This window comes from Xanthomonas sp. SHU 199 (assembly GCF_000364665.1).
Taxonomy (GTDB): Bacteria; Pseudomonadota; Gammaproteobacteria; order Xanthomonadales; family Xanthomonadaceae; genus Xanthomonas_A; species Xanthomonas_A sontii.
In genome coordinates this window covers 1-15384 of sequence record NZ_AQOI01000626.1, presented here as the reverse complement: position 1 = coordinate 15384, position 15384 = coordinate 1, and the positions used below count along the sequence as shown (strand labels likewise).

14 protein-coding genes, 1 tRNA gene and 1 pseudogene are annotated in these 15384 nt (G+C 68.4%); all 16 read left to right on the top strand.

Annotated elements, in window-relative coordinates; all coding sequences use genetic code 11:
- Window positions 1–317 (top strand): annotated as a pseudogene (locus tag D183_RS25195) (phenylalanine--tRNA ligase subunit beta); the annotation flags it as partial.
- A gap of 23 nt (window positions 318–340) precedes the next feature.
- Window positions 341–640 (top strand): integration host factor subunit alpha, encoded by a 300-nt coding sequence (locus tag D183_RS0118150; protein ID WP_003466661.1) that lies wholly within the window; start codon window positions 341–343, stop codon window positions 638–640.
- Window positions 621–977 carry a MerR family transcriptional regulator gene (locus tag D183_RS0118145; protein WP_009597860.1) on the top strand — a complete coding sequence of 119 codons (357 nt, stop codon included), beginning with the start codon at window positions 621–623 and terminating at the stop codon, window positions 975–977. Before D183_RS0118150 ends, D183_RS0118145 begins: the two co-directional genes overlap by 20 nt.
- A gap of 103 nt (window positions 978–1080) precedes the next feature.
- Window positions 1081–1157 (top strand) — tRNA-Pro (locus D183_RS0118140).
- A 570-nt stretch (window positions 1158–1727) separates the two neighbouring features.
- Entirely contained in the window at window positions 1728–2420 is a 693-nt protein-coding gene (locus tag D183_RS0118135; protein WP_026143621.1) for a polysaccharide biosynthesis/export family protein, read from the top strand.
- Entirely contained in the window at window positions 2417–3853 is a 1437-nt protein-coding gene (locus tag D183_RS0118130) for a GumC family protein (protein ID WP_026144620.1), read from the top strand. The genes D183_RS0118135 and D183_RS0118130 overlap by 4 nt, the downstream gene beginning before the upstream one ends.
- Window positions 3854–4162: 309 nt before the next feature.
- Window positions 4163–5623, top strand: coding sequence for an undecaprenyl-phosphate glucose phosphotransferase (locus D183_RS0118125; RefSeq protein WP_017910247.1), 1461 nt, complete (start codon window positions 4163–4165; stop codon window positions 5621–5623).
- Between the two features lie 178 nt (window positions 5624–5801).
- Window positions 5802–7079: a hypothetical protein gene (locus tag D183_RS0118120; protein ID WP_017910246.1), complete on the top strand. Its 1278-nt coding sequence runs from the start codon at window positions 5802–5804 to the stop codon at window positions 7077–7079.
- Window positions 7076–8173, top strand: a complete 1098-nt coding sequence (locus tag D183_RS0118115; protein WP_017910245.1) for an acyltransferase family protein — start codon at window positions 7076–7078, stop codon at window positions 8171–8173. Before D183_RS0118120 ends, D183_RS0118115 begins: the two co-directional genes overlap by 4 nt.
- Before the next feature lie 43 nt (window positions 8174–8216).
- Complete coding sequence (locus tag D183_RS0118110; RefSeq protein ID WP_017910244.1) at window positions 8217–9350, top strand: glycosyltransferase family 4 protein; 1134 nt, start codon at window positions 8217–8219, stop codon at window positions 9348–9350.
- On the top strand, window positions 9347–10396 hold the full coding sequence (locus tag D183_RS0118105; RefSeq protein ID WP_017910243.1) for a GDP-mannose--glycolipid 4-beta-D-mannosyltransferase: 1050 nt from the start codon (window positions 9347–9349) through the stop codon (window positions 10394–10396). The genes D183_RS0118110 and D183_RS0118105 overlap by 4 nt, the downstream gene beginning before the upstream one ends.
- On the top strand, window positions 10393–11895 hold the full coding sequence (locus D183_RS0118100) for a lipopolysaccharide biosynthesis protein (protein ID WP_017910242.1): 1503 nt from the start codon (window positions 10393–10395) through the stop codon (window positions 11893–11895). The genes D183_RS0118105 and D183_RS0118100 overlap by 4 nt, the downstream gene beginning before the upstream one ends.
- A gap of 52 nt (window positions 11896–11947) precedes the next feature.
- Window positions 11948–13135, top strand: coding sequence for a GumK N-terminal domain-containing glycosyltransferase (locus D183_RS0118095; protein WP_017910241.1), 1188 nt, complete (start codon window positions 11948–11950; stop codon window positions 13133–13135).
- A 51-nt stretch (window positions 13136–13186) separates the two neighbouring features.
- Window positions 13187–13978: a polysaccharide pyruvyl transferase family protein gene (locus D183_RS0118090; RefSeq protein ID WP_017910240.1), complete on the top strand. Its 792-nt coding sequence runs from the start codon at window positions 13187–13189 to the stop codon at window positions 13976–13978.
- Window positions 13965–14756, top strand: a complete 792-nt coding sequence (locus D183_RS0118085; RefSeq protein ID WP_017910239.1) for a WecB/TagA/CpsF family glycosyltransferase — start codon at window positions 13965–13967, stop codon at window positions 14754–14756. Before D183_RS0118090 ends, D183_RS0118085 begins: the two co-directional genes overlap by 14 nt.
- A gap of 74 nt (window positions 14757–14830) precedes the next feature.
- Window positions 14831–15301 (top strand): cupin domain-containing protein, encoded by a 471-nt coding sequence (locus D183_RS0118080; RefSeq protein ID WP_026144618.1) that lies wholly within the window; start codon window positions 14831–14833, stop codon window positions 15299–15301.
- Window positions 15302–15384: the final 83 nt, after the last annotated feature.

Below are 15384 nucleotides of genomic sequence, written 5' to 3'. Positions count from 1 at the left end.
CGCGTGCCCTGCCGCGCGCCGCCGAGCTGTCGCGGTTCCCGTCGGTGCGCCGCGACCTGGCGGTCGTGGTGCCGGACGCGGTGAGTTGGGCGGCGCTGGCGCGCAGCGTGCGCGCGGCGGTGGGGCCCTTGCTGCGCGAGGTCGTGCTGTTCGACCGCTACGTCGGTGCGGGGGTCGAGGCTGGTTGCAAGAGTCTCGCTATGGGCTTGATTTTGCAGGACAACACGCGCACTCTGACAGACCGCGACGTGGAGGCGGTGGTCGCCGATGCGGTGGCCGCGCTGGCGCGGGAACACGACGCGCGGATGCGTGGTTGAGAAGGACAGGGGATAGCAGGGCGATGGCGTTGACCAAAGCGGAAATGGCCGAGCGGTTGTTCGACGAAGTCGGGCTGAACAAGCGCGAGGCCAAGGAATTCGTCGATGCGTTCTTCGACGTGCTGCGCGATGCGCTCGAGCAGGGGCGGCAGGTGAAGCTGTCCGGTTTCGGCAACTTCGACCTGCGCCGCAAGAACCAACGGCCCGGCCGCAATCCCAAGACCGGCGAAGAGATCCCGATTTCGGCGCGGACGGTGGTGACCTTCCGCCCCGGACAGAAGCTCAAGGAGCGAGTGGAGGCTTATGCTGGACCCGGGCAGTAACCGCGAACTTCCGCCGATTCCGGCCAAGCGCTACTTCACCATCGGTGAGGTCAGCGAGCTGTGCGACGTCAAGCCGCATGTGCTGCGCTACTGGGAGACCGAATTCCCCAGCCTGGAACCGGTCAAGCGGCGCGGCAACCGGCGCTACTACCAGCGCCACGACGTGCTGATGGTGCGGCAGATCCGCAGCCTGCTGTACGAACAGGGCTATACCATCGGCGGCGCGCGCCTGCGCCTGGAAGGCGAGGGTGCCCGCCAGGAATCGGCGCTGAGCAACCAGATCATCAAGCAGGTGCGGCAGGAGCTGGAAGAAGTCCTGCAGTTGCTGCGGCGGTGAGCCATGGTGGTGCTGCTGCCGCTAGGAATGGCCGCGGCAAACCCGCTATAATCGCCAGCTCGCCGCAAGGCGGGTCCGCCATGACGGCGGAGACGCAACACACCGGGGTATAGCGCAGCCTGGTAGCGCACTAGTCTGGGGGACTAGTGGTCGTCGGTTCGAATCCGGCTACCCCGACCATCTTTCGAAGGCCCATGTCTGCGACATGGGCCTTTTTGTTTGGGCGCGTCGGATCGGCGGCGCGCGTATGGCCGATGTGGGGAATGGGGTGCCCGCCGGGATGGCAATGCGTGTCGGTATCGCGACATAGGGCGATCTGTATCGGCGCAGGGAGGCGGGCGCGTCGCCGTAGACAAAATGCGCGGGATTGCGCTGTCCCGCGACGAGGTCGTCGCCGCACCAGAGCGGAAAGCCCCATGGGAACTGGGAGCTACGCAGCGTCAATGCATTGACATTGATCACGTTAACATCGCGTCGATGGAACGTTCACGGGTCCTTGCTACGCTGAATAGCCGGACATGTAGTTGAACCCTCGCGTTACTGCGTCAAAAAAATGTCGGGTAACGCCTTGGTGGCGGCAGATGCCTGTGCCATAGTGCGTTGCAACACGAAGCTTCGCTGTTGGCCAGGGCCGTTCTTCCCAGGCAGGAATTGACACCGCAATCATCCTCCGACCGGGAACGGAACCCTGGCCGGCTGGGGGAGTGCGGCGCTTCGAAAACCAATCGACAGAGGGCATCAGCATCGCGCATGGGTAAACTTTCCGTGACCTTCCACTGGGCGCTGGCCCTGTTCTGCCTGGGGCTGCTGTCTGCATGCAGCAGCGGGCCGGCGATGCGTACCGATCTGCCGGCGGGCGATCCGCTTGCCGCTTCAATGGGCAAGCCGGAATACCTGCTCGGCCCGGGCGACCTGCTCACGGTCAAGGTGTTCCAGGTCGATGACCTGGAACGGCAGGTGCGGGTCGACAACGAGGGCCGCATCTCGCTGCCGCTGATCGGCGACGTGAAGGCCGCCGGCTCCAGCGTCAATGCGCTGCAGAAGGAGATCGCCGACCGCTACCGCAATGGCTATCTGCAGAACCCGCAGGTGTCGGTGCTGGTCGACGAGTTCACCGGCAACCGGGTCACGGTCACCGGCGCGGTCAGCGAGCCGGGCATCTATCCCATCCAGGGCTCCGCCTTGACCCTGCAGCAGGCGCTGTCGCTGGGCAAGGGCGTCAGCGACGTGGCCAGCCGCGGCAATGTGGTGGTGTTCCGCACCGTCGGTGGACAGAAGATGCTGGCGCGTTTCGATCTGCGCGAGATCCAGAAGGGCGCCGCGCCGGATCCGGCGATCTACGGCGGCGACATCGTGGTGGTGTACCGCTCCGATGCGCTGGTATTGCTGCGCACCGTGGTGCAGCTGACCCCGTTCGTGATGGTCTGGAGGGCCTACCGATGAGCGCCTCCACCTTGCCTCCCGTTTCCGCGCCGCGCCCGCGTCCTGTGGGCACGCCGCTGAGCCCGGCCGACATCGGCCTGCTGGATTACTGGAATGCGCTGTACCGGCAGCGTTGGCTGATCGTCGGCATCACCGGGGCAGTCGTCCTGCTGGCGTTGCTGGTCCTCCTGCTGATGACGCCCAAGTACCGCGCCACCAGCGTGCTGCAGATCGAGCGCGAATCGCTCAACGTCGCCAATGTCGCCAACCTGATGCCGGTGGAATCGCCGCAGGATCGCGACTTCTACCAGACCCAGTACGAACTGCTCGGCAGCCGGTCGCTGGCGCGGCAGGTGATCCGCGAGGCCAAGCTGACCGAGGCGCCGGCGTTCAAGCCGCTGGTCGACGAAGCCCTGGAGAAGCTGCAGGACAACGGCGACGGGCGTGCGCCGACGCCGCAGGCGCGCGCCGCCGCGGCGGAGAACGCGCTGGTCGGCCCGGTGCTGGATGCGTTGACCATCGAGCCGGTGCGCGACTCGCGGCTGGTGCGGATCAACTTCGATTCGCCCGACCGCGTGCTGGCCACGCGCGTGGCCAACACCTACGCCAAGATGTTCATCGCCTCGACCCAGGAACGCCGGCTGCAGGCGTCCTCGTTCGCCGCGCGCTACCTGTCCGAACGCCTGGCGCAGCTGCGCGACAAGGTCGAGGAGTCGGAGAAGAACGCGGTCGACTATTCCAGCCAGGAACAGATCGTGTCGATGGGCGAGGACAAGCCCTCGCTGCCGACGCAGAACATGAGCGAACTGAATGTGCGCCTGGCCGCGGCGCAGGATGCGCGGATCAAGGCCGAGGCGGCCTGGCGCCAGGCCGGCATCGGCGACGGCATGGGCCTGCCGCAGGTGGTCAGCAACCCGTTGATCCAGAATCTGCGCGCCGAGCAGGCCAAGATGACCGCCGACTACCAGCAGAAGCTGGCGACGTTCCAGCCCGGCTACCCGGAGATGCAGCGCCTGCAGAACCAGATCGCCGAGACCAAGCGGCAGATCGCCGACGAGGTCGCCAACATCCGCAGCGCGTTGAAGAACGACTATGAATCGGCGCGTCAGCAGGAAACCTTGCTGGCCGACCGCATCGCCGCCCTGAAGAACGACGAACTGGACCTGCAGACCCGCAGCATCCGCTACACCATGCTGCGCCGCGAGGCCGATACCAACCGCCAGCTCTACGACGCGCTGCTGCAGCGCTACAAGGAGATCGGCGTGGTCGGCAACGTGGGCACCAACAACATTTCGATCGTCGACCGCGCCGATGTGCCGGGCAAGCCGAGTTCGCCGAAGAAGCTGCTCGGCCTGGCGCTGGCCTTCGTGTTCGGCCTGTTCCTGGCGGTGGCGGTGGCGCTGGTGCGCTACTTCATCCGCGAGGCCGAAGCCGCGGCGGCGGCATCGGCGTGATGTCGCGGTGCCATGGCGCGCCGCACCGCGCGAGGCGCGGGTGCGTGCCGCACCGCACACAACGGCATCGGTTCGACGCACAGTCTTCAGTGAGGTGATACGTGGTTCAGCTAGGCAATGAGGTGCTCCATTATTTTCCAGCGCGGTTGTACGAAGACGTTGTTCTGTTGAAGTAATCACGGGCTGCCGTGGACCTGGGGTCGGCGAGGGAGGCGCCGCAGCGGTCCACAGGCAGGCGAAATCGAGGCCCGGCGGCGTCGCATGTTCCCCCGCATGCCGATCGACCGGGTTTGGATAGGAATCCCGATCATGCTTTTGGCAGACCTGAGTAGCGCCACCTATACGACCTCCTCGCCGCGCATGTTGTCCAAGTACGCGGCCGCGGCAGACATCCTGTTGCGCGTGTCCGACCTGACCGTCATGGTCGGCGGCGCGTTGCTCACCCACCGGTTGCTGTTCGGCACCTGGATGCCGGAACCGGCCTACCGGGTGGCGATCGGCACCACCCTGCTGTACGCGGTGATCTGCTTCGCGCTGTTCCCGCTGTACCGCAGCTGGCGCGGGCGTGGCCTGCTGCGCGAGATGATGGTGTTGAGCCTGGCCTGTGGCGGCGTGTTCGCCCTGTTCGCCATGCATGCCTTCGTGGTGCAGTTCGGTCAGCAGGTCTCGCGCCTGTGGATCGGCACCTGGTTCGTCACCAGCCTGGCGACGCTGCTGCTCTCGCGCACCCTGGTGCGCGGCGTGCTCAACCGGCTGCGCTCGGAAGGCGTGGACGTGCAGCGCGTGGTCGTGATTGGCCTGCGCCATCCGGTGGTGAAGATCCACAACTACCTGAGCCGCAATCCCTGGGTGGGCATGCAGGTGGTGGGCTACTTCAGCAGCGACTACGACCTGTCGGTGGCCGACCATCCGCAGAAGCTGCAGTGCCTGGGCGAGGGAACCGCCGACGCGCTGATCGACTACCTCGACGACCACCAGGTCGAGCAGGTGTGGATCTCGTTGCCGCTGGGCGAGCGCGACCACATCAAGCAGCTGCTGCAGCGCATGGACCGCTATCCGATCCAGGTCCGGTTGATTCCCGATCTGTTCGACTTCGGTATGCTCAACCAGTCCGGCGACCAGATCGGCAACGTACCGGTGATCAACCTGCGCCAGGGCGGCGTGGACCGCAACACTTACTTCGTGGTCGCCAAGGCGCTGCAGGACAAGCTGGTGGCGCTGGCCGCACTGGCCGTGCTGTGGCCGCTGATGCTGGCGATCGCGGTGGGCGTGAAGCTGAGCTCGCCGGGTCCGGTGTTCTTCCGCCAGCGCCGCCACGGCCTGGGCGGGCGCGAGTTCTACATGTACAAGTTCCGCTCCATGCGCGTGCAGCAGGAGCCCAGCGACGTGGTGGTGCAGGCCACGCGCGGCGACAGCCGGGTGACCCGCTTCGGCGCGTTCCTGCGCCGCACCAGCCTGGACGAGCTGCCGCAGCTGTTCAACGTGCTCGGTGGCAGCATGTCGGTGGTCGGCCCGCGTCCGCACGCGGCGCAGCACAACACCCACTACGAGAAGCTGATCCACCATTACATGCAGCGGCACTACGTCAAGCCGGGGATCACCGGCTGGGCGCAGGTGAACGGCTTCCGCGGCGAGACGCCGGAACTGCGCACGATGAAGAAGCGCATCCAGTACGACCTGGACTACATCCGCCGCTGGTCGTTGTGGCTGGACACGCGGATCATCGTGCTGACCGCGTTCAAGGTGCTCGGGCAGAAGACCGCCTACTGATGCGCCCGATGCGTCTTCTTCCCGCCGACCGTGTACAGCGCCGGCGCCGCCTCCGCGTCGCCGTCGTTCCCGTGCTGCCTGCGTCGAATGACGTGGCGCGCGACACGTTTCTGCCGCGCGTGACGGCAGCCGATGGCCGCGTTGGCGTGCAACGCGCCGCCGCCGCAGCGAGGTGCGCATGCTGAGCGTGCCGGACATGCCGCTGCGCGAGCAGCGCCGCAACCTGCTGATCGAGCTGGTGCTGTTGTTCGCCGTCGGCTACAACTTCGTGCTGGCCGTGATCAACGCCAAGGTGTTCCGGGTCAGCCCGGCGATGACCTATGCGGTGGAACTGGCGGTCTATGCGGCGTGTTTCCTGCTTGGCATGCGCGCGCTGGACCGCAAGCGCATGGCGATGGTGTTCACCGGCATCGCGCTGCTGGCGCTGCTGATGCTGGTGCGCCTGTTCATGGCGTGGACGCTGGATCCGAAGTTCTTCCGCGATGCGCTGATCCCGTTCGCCTTCCTGATGCTCGGCGCGGCCTATACCGGCTCGCTGCCGCGCATGTTCGTGCGCATGGCGCTGCTTGTGTCGCTGGTGGCGGTGTTCGAACTGGCGCTGCCCAAGGTCTACGGCGACGTGGTCAACCCCAAGAGCTATTTCGTCAACGCGCGCGGCGCCAGCGCGTCGAGCTTCTGGAATCAGGACAGCAACCTGTTCGTCAGTGCGACACGGCCGGGGGCGCGCAACTTCCTGCCGTCGTCGAACCTGCCGCGCGCCTCCTCGGTATTCATCGAGCCGGTGACGATGGGCAACTTCATCATCTTCTTCACCGCGATCCTGCTGACCTTCTGGCGCTGGATGCGGCCGTTGGCGATCGTCGCCTCGGTGGCGATGATCGGCTTCCTGATCGTGGCCTCGGACGGGCGTCTGGCCGCCGGTACCTGCGTGATGATGGCGCTGCTGAGCCCGTTGCTGCTGCGCATGGACCAGCGCCTGGGCTTCTTGATCTTCTTCGCGGTGATGGGCGGGGCGTGGCTGCTGGTCTGGGCCTCGGGCATCCAGAGCTACGAGGACACCACGCTGGGGCGGGTGTTCTTCACCGTCGATTCGATCCGCAGGATGAGCGCCGATGCGTGGATGGGGCTGGACGTGGACCAGCCGTACCGCTACTTCGACAGCGGCATCGCCTACTTCATCTCCTCGCAGTCGGTGCTCTTGGTGCTGGCGTTCCTGCTGGCGTACTCGTTCGCGATGCTGATGCGCACCATCGAAGGGCAGCTGTTCAAGAACCTGCTGATCTTCGCCTTCTCGCTGAGCCTGCTGGTTTCCAACGGCTATTTCTCGATCAAGACCGCGGCGCTGTGGTGGTTCGTGTGCGGGTGCCTGTGGCAGATGGCGCCGCGCCTGCGCGATGCGTCCGCGCTGCCTGCGGGGCCGGGCCCGGTCTCGCGCATCCCGGCGGTGCCGGCATGAGCGCGCCCGCCACGGCCGTCTCCGCGTCCGTGCCGGCGCAGGGGCGCAGCGCACGGGCGAGCGCGCCGCGCGATATGCGCATCGATGCGGCCAAGGCGATCGCGATCCTGCTGGTGGTGTTCGGCCATGCCAAGGGCATTCCGCACGCCTACGTGATCCTGGCCTACAGCTTCCACGTGCCGATGTTCTTCCTGTTGTCGGGCTGGGTCGGCGAGGCCTTCGGCAATCGCCCGCTGAGCCTGGCCACGGTCGGCAAACTGGCGCGCAGCCTGTTGTTGCCCTATGTGGCGTTCTTCTTCGTTGCCTACGCGTACTGGATGCTGACCCGGCACATCGGCAGCAAGGCGCAACTGTGGGGCGACCGGCCGTGGTGGGAGCCGCTGCTGGGCCTGGTCAGCGGCATCGGGCCCAAGCTCTACGTGATGCCCGCGCTGTGGTTCCTGCCTGCGCTGTTCGTGACCACGCTGGCGTATCTGGCGCTGCGTCGGACGCTGTCGTTGCCGGTGCTGGCCGGGCTGTCGTTGCCGCTGGCCTGGGGCTGGGCGTGCTGGTTCCCGGGGCAGGACATGCGCCTGCCGTTCTCCCTGGACGTGCTGCCGGTGGCGCTGTGCTTCTTCGCGATCGGCGCGCTCGCCTCGACGCGGGCGCAGTGGTGGCCGGCACGGCCGGCCGGCAATGCGCTGGCGGCGGTGCTGCTGGGCGCGGCCTGGTTCGCGATCGCCTGGCACAACGGCCGCGTGGACGTGAACATGCTCAAGTTCGGCGCTTCCCCGCTGGGGTTCCTCGCCGCCAGCCTGCTCGGCAGCGCCATGGCGCTGTGCGTCGCCGGGCTGGTGCGGCACTGGGGCTGGCTGCAGTGGATCGGGCGCAACACCTTGCTGATCCTGTGCACGCACACCTTGTTGTTCTCGGTGATGGCCGGCGTCGCCGCCCGCACCGGTCTGGTCCGCGGCGATGCGTGGGGACCGGCCTGGGCAGTGTCGGTGAGCGTGCTGGCGGTGCTGGCCAGCGTGCCGATCCGCGCGGTGCTGGTGCGGGTCGCGCCGTGGATGATCGGCGTGCGCCGCAGCGCGGTTGCGGGAGCGACGGCATGACGGCGGCGTTGCGGGCCGCGCACGGGCTTGATGGAGGCCGGGCATGAAGGTGGTGCATGTGGTGCGCCAGTTCCATCCGTCGGTCGGCGGCATGGAGGAGGTGGTGCTGAATATCGCGCGCCGCCATCTGCAGCAGGGCCGCGACCAGGTCGAAGTGGTGAGCCTGGAGCGGGTGTTCACCGATCCGCAGCAACGCCTGGCCCCGCGCGACAGCCATCAGGGCGTCCCGATCGTGCGCTTGCCGTATCGTGGTTCCTCGCGCTATCCGCTGGCGCCGTCGGTGCTGTCGGCAGTGCGCGGCGCCGATCTGCTGCACGTGCATGGCATCGACTTCTTCTACGACTTCCTGGCCCTGACCCGGCCGCTGCACCGTGTGCCGATGATCGTGTCCACCCATGGCGGTTTCTTCCATACCACCTATGCCTCGCGCCTGAAGATGCTCTGGTTCAAGACCCTCACCCGTGCCTCGGCGCTCGCCTATGCGCGGGTGGTGGCGACCAGCGAGAACGACGGGCAACTGTTCTCGCAGGTGGTCGCGCCGCAGCGGCTGCGGGTGATCGAGAACGGGGTGGACGTGGACAAGTTCGCCGGGCAGGGCAGCGCCACGCCGGGGCGCACGCTGATCTACTTCGGGCGCTGGTCGGTCAACAAGGGCCTGCTGGAGACCCTGGACCTGGTGCGCGCGCTGGCCGCGCAGGATCCGGCCTGGCAACTGATCGTGGCCGGGCGCGAGTACGACTTCAGCGTGGCCGACCTGCAGCAGGCGATCGCCGAGCGCGGCCTGCAGCAGCGGGTACGCCTGCAGGTGGCGCCGACGCAGGCGCAACTGGCGCAGTTGCTCGGCAGCGCGCAGTACTTCGTCTGCCTGTCGCGGCACGAGGGATTCGGCCTGGCCGCGGTGGAAGCGATGAGCGCGGGACTGCTGCCGATCCTCAGCGACATTCCGCCGTTCGCGCGCCTGCAGCGCGAGTCGGGGCAGGGCGTGCTGGTCGATCCGGCCGATGCGCAGGCGGCCGCGGCCACGGTGCGTGCCTTCGCCGCCGGCACCGATGCGGACTTCGCCGCGCAGCGCGCAGCGGCGATGGCCTACGCGCATCGCTACGACTGGGACCGCGTGGTCGGCGCCTATCTGGACGAATACCGCCTGGCGCTGGGCGGTGCGGAGGGCGGCCGATGAGCGGCGAGAGCCAGCGCCACGGCACGTCGCAGCAGGCCGCGCCGGCAGTCACCGTGCTGCTGTCCACCGAGCGCCCGACCGCGACCACCAATCCCTACCTGACCCAGCTCTATGCGGCGCTGCCGCCGCAGGTGAAACTGCGCTTCTTCTCGATGCGCGCGGCGCTGCTGTCGCGCTACGACGTGCTGCACCTGCACTGGCCGGAGTACCTGCTGCGGCATCGCACGGCGCTCGGCACGCTGGCCAAGCAGTTCTGTGTCGCCGTTCTGCTGCTGCGCCTGCGCCTGGCCGGCGTGCCGCTGGTGCGCACCCTGCACAACGTGGCGCCGCACGAGGACAAGGGCTGGCGCGAACGCCTGCTGCTGCGCTGGATCGACCGCCAGACCGCGCGCTGGATCCGCATCAATGCGACCACGCCCGCACGCGCGCCGGGCACCGACACCATCCTGCACGGCCATTACCGCGACTGGTACGCGCCGCTGCCGCAACCGCCGCGGGTGCGCGGGCGCCTGCTGCACTTCGGGCTGCTGCGACCGTACAAGGGCGTGGAGACGTTGATCGCGACGTTCGGCGCATTGCCCGATCCGCAACTCAGCCTGCGCATCGCCGGCAACCCGATCGATGCGCAGATCCGCGGCGTGGTCGAGCGCGCCTGCGCCGAGGACCCGCGGATCAGTGCACGCCTGCAGTATGTGGAAGACGCGGTGCTGGCGCAGGAGATCGGCGAGGCGGAACTGGTGGTGCTGCCGTACCGGCAGATGCACAACTCCGGCACCCTGCTGCTGGCGCTGTCGCTGGCGCGCCCGGTGCTGGCGCCGTGGAGCGAGGCCAATGCCGCCATCGCCGACGAAGTCGGCGCGCAGTGGGTGCAGCTGTACCGGGGCGAGCTGGATGCAGCGCAACTGGCGCAGGCCCTGGCGCAGGCGCAGCAGGTGCCGGCCGATGCCGTGCCGGACCTGTCGCGGCGCGACTGGAACGGCATCGGCCTGCAGCACTACCGCAGCTATCTGCAGGCGCTGACCGCGCGCCGCGGGGAGGACGCATGAGCAGCGCCGAGACCCCGCGGCCGGCAGCGCCGCAGCCCGGACTGGGCGCGCGCGCCGCTGGCGGCGCGGCGGTGACCATGGCCGGGCAACTGGCCAAGATGGTGGTGCAGTTCGGCGGCATCATTCTGCTGGCGCGGCTGCTGACGCCCTACGACTACGGCCTGATGGCGATGGTGACGGCGATCGTCGGCATGGCCGAGATCCTGCGCGACTTCGGCCTGTCCTCGGCGGCGATCCAGGCCAAGCACGTCAGCCGCGAGCAGCGCGACAACCTGTTCTGGATCAACAGCGGCATCGGCCTGGCGTTGGCGATCGTGGTGTTCCTGTCCTCGTCGTGGATCGCGCACTTCTACCGTGAGCCGGCCTTGCTCGGCATCTCGCAGGCGCTGGCGGTGACCTTCCTGTTCAACGGCATGACCACGCAGTACCGCGCGCACCTGAGCCGCGCGCTGCGCTTCGGCCAGGTCTCGCTGAGCGATGTCGGCGCGCAGGTGCTGGGCCTGCTGGCCGGCGTCGGCGTGGCCCTGGCCGGCTACGGCTACTGGGCGCTGGTCTGGCAGCAGGTGGTGCAGGCGCTGGTCAATCTGCTGATCGCCGGCGCCTGCGCGCGCTGGCTGCCGCGCGGCTACCGGCGCGATGCGCCGATGCGCACCTTCCTGAGCTTCGGCTGGAACCTGATGGCGGCGCAGTTGCTCGGCTATGCCAGCCGCAACGTCGGCCAGGTGATCATCGGCCACCGCATCGGCGCCGAGGCGCTGGGCCTGTACAACCGCGCGTTCCAGCTGCTGATGATGCCGCTGAACCAGATCAATGCACCGGCCACCTCGGTGGCGCTGCCGGTGTTGTCGCAGCTGCAGGACGATCCGCCGCGCTTCGGCAACTTCCTGCTGCGCGGGCAGACGGTGATGGTGCACCTGATCGTGGCGCTGTTTTCCTTCGCCTGCGCGCTGGCGATGCCGCTGATCGTGCTGGTGCTGGGCGAGCAGTGGCGGCCGGCGGTGCCGCTGTTCCAAGTTTTGACCCTCGGCGGCATCTTCCAGACCGCCTCCTACGCCACGTACTGGGTGTTCCTGGCGCTGGGCCTGATGCGTCAGCAACTGGTGTATTCGGTGGTCGGGCGGGTGATGCTGATCGCCTGCATCTTCGCCGGCTCGCTGTGGGGCGTGATGGGCGTGACCGTGGGCTACACGCTGGGCTTGCTGGTGATGTGGCCGCTGTCGGTGATCTGGATCGCGCGCATCGCGCCGCAGATCCCGGCCTGGGAGTTGTTCAACAACGCCTTGCGCGCGGTGCTCGGCTACGGCGTCTGCGGCGTTGCCGCGTACTTCGCCGCACAGCAGTGGGGTGGCGCGTCGTTGTGGCTGCAACTGATCGTCGGCGCGGTGGCGATGGCGCTGGGCTGCCTGCTGGTATTCGCGCTGTGGCCGGCGTTCCGCCGCGATGTGTTGGCGATCCTGCAGATGCGTACGCTGTTGCGTCAGGCGCGGGGGCCGCGATGAACGCCGGACTGCCGCGTCTTTCTTTCCCTTCCATCCGCCTAGGAGCGAGCGCATGAGCGATTCTTCCGCAGCGGCGCTGCCCGCATCGGCACCGGCCGCGGCCACCAGTGGGCGTGCGCCGTGCTATCTGGTGCTGTCGGCGCACGACTACCGCACGCCGCGTCGCGCCAACATCCACTTCATTGCCGACGAGCTGGCCAAGCGCGGCCCCACGCGGTTCTTCTCGCTGCGCTACAGCCTGCTGTCGCGGCTCAAAGGCGACCTGCGCCTGCCGCTGGACGCCACCGCCAACCAGGTGGTCCGCCACAACGGCGTGGACTGCTACCTGTGGCGCGCGCTGCTGCATCCGTTCAACACCCGGCGGCGCTGGCTGCGGCCGCTGGAAGACCTGATGTTCAAGGTCTACGCGGCGCGCGCGCCGGCCACGCTGATCCGCTGGATGCGCGAGGCCGACGTGATCGTGTTCGAGAGCGGCATCGCGGTGGCCTTCATCGCGCTGGCGGCGCGGATCAACCCGACCGCACGCAAGGTGTACCGCGCCTCCGACGGCTTGAGCACGATTAACGTCGCCGACTACATCGAGCGCGAATTCGACCGCGTGGCGCAGAGCCTGGACGTGATCGCACTGGTGTCGCCGGCGATGGCCGAGGAGGTCGCCAGCCGCCACAACGTGTACCACGTCGGCCACGGCGTGGACCACGATCTGCACACGTTGGGCGACCCGTCGCCGTACGGCGAGGGCATCCATGCGGTGGCGGTGGGCTCGATGCTGTTCGATCCCGATTTCTTCGTCGCCGCCAGCCGCGCCTTTCCGCAGGTCACCTTCCACGTGATCGGCTCGGGCATGGGGCGCGCGCCGGGCTATGGCGACAACGTGGTGGTGTACGGCGAGATGAAGCACGCCGAGACCATCCGCTACATCAAGCACGCCCGCTTCGGCATCGCCCCGTACGCGTCCGAGCAGGTGCCGGCGTATCTGGCCGACAGTTCGATGAAGCTGCTGCAGTACGACTTCTTCGGCCTGCCGGCCGTCTGCCCCAATGCCGTGGTCGGCCGCTATCCGTCGCGCTTCGGCTACACCCCGGGCGACGAGGCATCGATCGTCGCCGCGATCGGGCAGGCGCTGCAGGCGCCGCACGTGCGCCATCGGCAGTGCCTGAGCTGGTCCGACACCACTGACCGGGTGCTGGACCCGGCCGCCTACCCGGAGACCCGTCTGTTCGCCGACGGCGTGGCCTGAGTCCACGCCCCGGCTTGTCCGCCGTACACCCCGCGCAACCAAGGAGGACCGATGTCCGCATTGCAAAAATGGATCGATTACGAAGAGCGCCGGGCGCTGTTCTGGTGGAAGCCGAAGAACGGCGAGATCAACGTCGGCGATCATCTTTCCAAGATCATCGTCTCCAACGTGCTCGGCCAGCGCGACCGCACCTTGCTGGACAAGCGCGACAAGCGCACGCGGCTGATCGCGATCGGGTCGGTGCTGCATTTCGCCCGCGATGGCGACACCGTGTGGGGCAGCGGCGTCAACGGCAAGATTCCCGCCGACCGCCATACCTTCCGCCAGCTCGACGTGCGTGCGGTGCGCGGCCCCAAGACCCGCGCGTTCCTGCGCGAGCGCGGCCTGCAGGTGCCGGAGGTCTACGGCGACCCGGGTCTGCTGATGCCGTTGTTCTTCCCGCGCGAGGCGCTGTTGGCGCCATCGGCGCGGCAGCCGTTCCTGGTGGTGCCGCACTTCAACGAACCGTTGGACAAGTATGCGCAGTACAAGGACCACCTGGTGCTGCCGAATCGCCAGCCGGCCGCCTTCGTGCGGCAATTGCTCGGCGCCGACCTGGTCGTGTCCAGTTCCCTGCACGGACTGATCCTGGCCGAGGCCTACGGCGTGCCGTCGGTGTACCTGGACTGGGGCAACGGCGAGGACCGCTTCAAGTACGACGACTACTACGCCGGCACCGGCCGCGGCCGCTGGCATGCCGGGCACACGGTGGAGGAATGCGTGGCGCTGGGCGGCAATACCGTGTTCGACCTGGCCGCGGTGCAACGCGGCCTGCTGGAGAGCTTTCCGCATGACCTCTGGTGAGCGCGCGACCGGCGAGGTGCTGGCGCTGGGCGGCTATCCGATCCTGCGCAGCACCGAGACCGAGTTCGTTGCCGCGTTGCTGCAGGCGCTGGCGCGCGGCGAGCGCCGCCAGGTGTTCTTCGCCAACACCAATTTCGTGGTGCAGTGCCAGGCCCTGCGCGAGCGCCTGGCCGCGGCGGACGTATGCATCGTCAACGACGGCATCGGCATGGACCTGGGCGCGCTGCTGGTGCACGGCCGCCGCTTCGCCGGCAACCTCAACGGCACCGATCTGATTCCGGCGCTGTGCCGGCAGAGTCCGCGTCCGCTGCGCTTCTTCCTGCTCGGCGGCCGTCCCGGCGTGGCCGATGCCGCGGCGCAGACCTTGCGGCAGTCGCTGGGGCAGCAGGTGGTCGGTACCTGCGACGGCTATGCCGAGTTCGCCGCGGCCGGCGACGGGCTGGCCGCGCGTATCAACGCCAGCGACGCCGACGTGCTGCTGGTGGCGTTCGGCAATCCGCTGCAGGAGCGCTGGCTGCTGCAGCAGGCGGGGCAACTGCAGGTGCCGCTGGCGTTCGGCGTGGGCGCGCTGCTGGACTTCCTGTCCGGCACCGCCCGGCGTGCCCCGGCCTGGGTGCGCCGGCTGCGCCTGGAATGGATCTACCGCCTGCTGCGCGAGCCGCGGCGCCTGCTCAAGCGGTACAGCTGGGATCTGCTGGTGTTCTTCGCGCTGTGCCTGCGGCATGGCAGGCGGCTGGGCGCCACGCCGCCTGCACGGGACTCGCTGCGCCCCTCGTGACGTCGAGCGGCCGCCGCCGAGGAAATGGCGCGGCCTGACATCCGCACGGCCACGCGCCGGATTAGACTGGACGCATGTCCAGCGCTGCCGCTTTCCGAATCGCCGCCTTGGTGCGCGACCTGTCGCTGCTGCCGCACCCGGAAGGCGGGCGCTACGCGCGCGTGCATACCTCGGCCTTGACCGTGCAGCACGAGCAGACGCTGCGCCCGGCCTGCACCGCCATCCGCTTCCTGCTGGCGCAGGGCGAAGTCAGCAATTGGCACCGCATCGATGCCGACGAGACCTGGCAATGGGAAGAGGGCGGGGCACTGGAACTGCTGGGCTTCGATCCGCAGCATGGCCTGCAGCGCTACCGCCTGGATGCCAGCGAGCGCGGTGGCATGCCGTCGGTGGTGATCGCGGCCGGCACCTGGCAGGCCGCGCGTCCGCTGGCCGACTATTGCCTGATGCGCTGCGTGGTGGCGCCGGGGTTCCTGTGGGAGCGCTTCGAGCTGCTGGCGGACACCGACCCGCTGGCCACGCACCTGCCGAAGCTGGCGGACTGATGCCGGGGCGGCGCGGGGTGCGCGCGGCGACCGCGCCGGGGACCGTGGCGCGCAGGCTCGGCTCGGCGTTGTGCCTGGCGGCG

Coding starts and splice junctions, on each gene's coding strand:
- D183_RS0118105 (WP_017910243.1), top strand. CDS start 9,347: ATGAGCGGCGAGAGCCAGCGCCACGGCACGTCGCAGCAGGCCGCGCCG.
- D183_RS0118090 (WP_017910240.1), top strand. CDS start 13,187: ATGTCCGCATTGCAAAAATGGATCGATTACGAAGAGCGCCGGGCGCTG.
- D183_RS0118110 (WP_017910244.1), top strand. CDS start 8,217: ATGAAGGTGGTGCATGTGGTGCGCCAGTTCCATCCGTCGGTCGGCGGC.
- D183_RS0118145 (WP_009597860.1), top strand. CDS start 621: ATGCTGGACCCGGGCAGTAACCGCGAACTTCCGCCGATTCCGGCCAAG.
- D183_RS0118095 (WP_017910241.1), top strand. CDS start 11,948: ATGAGCGATTCTTCCGCAGCGGCGCTGCCCGCATCGGCACCGGCCGCG.
- D183_RS0118115 (WP_017910245.1), top strand. CDS start 7,076: ATGAGCGCGCCCGCCACGGCCGTCTCCGCGTCCGTGCCGGCGCAGGGG.
- D183_RS0118100 (WP_017910242.1), top strand. CDS start 10,393: ATGAGCAGCGCCGAGACCCCGCGGCCGGCAGCGCCGCAGCCCGGACTG.
- D183_RS0118150 (WP_003466661.1), top strand. CDS start 341: ATGGCGTTGACCAAAGCGGAAATGGCCGAGCGGTTGTTCGACGAAGTC.
- D183_RS0118080 (WP_026144618.1), top strand. CDS start 14,831: ATGTCCAGCGCTGCCGCTTTCCGAATCGCCGCCTTGGTGCGCGACCTG.
- D183_RS0118130 (WP_026144620.1), top strand. CDS start 2,417: ATGAGCGCCTCCACCTTGCCTCCCGTTTCCGCGCCGCGCCCGCGTCCT.
- D183_RS0118120 (WP_017910246.1), top strand. CDS start 5,802: ATGCTGAGCGTGCCGGACATGCCGCTGCGCGAGCAGCGCCGCAACCTG.
- D183_RS0118135 (WP_026143621.1), top strand. CDS start 1,728: ATGGGTAAACTTTCCGTGACCTTCCACTGGGCGCTGGCCCTGTTCTGC.
- D183_RS0118125 (WP_017910247.1), top strand. CDS start 4,163: ATGCTTTTGGCAGACCTGAGTAGCGCCACCTATACGACCTCCTCGCCG.
- D183_RS0118085 (WP_017910239.1), top strand. CDS start 13,965: ATGACCTCTGGTGAGCGCGCGACCGGCGAGGTGCTGGCGCTGGGCGGC.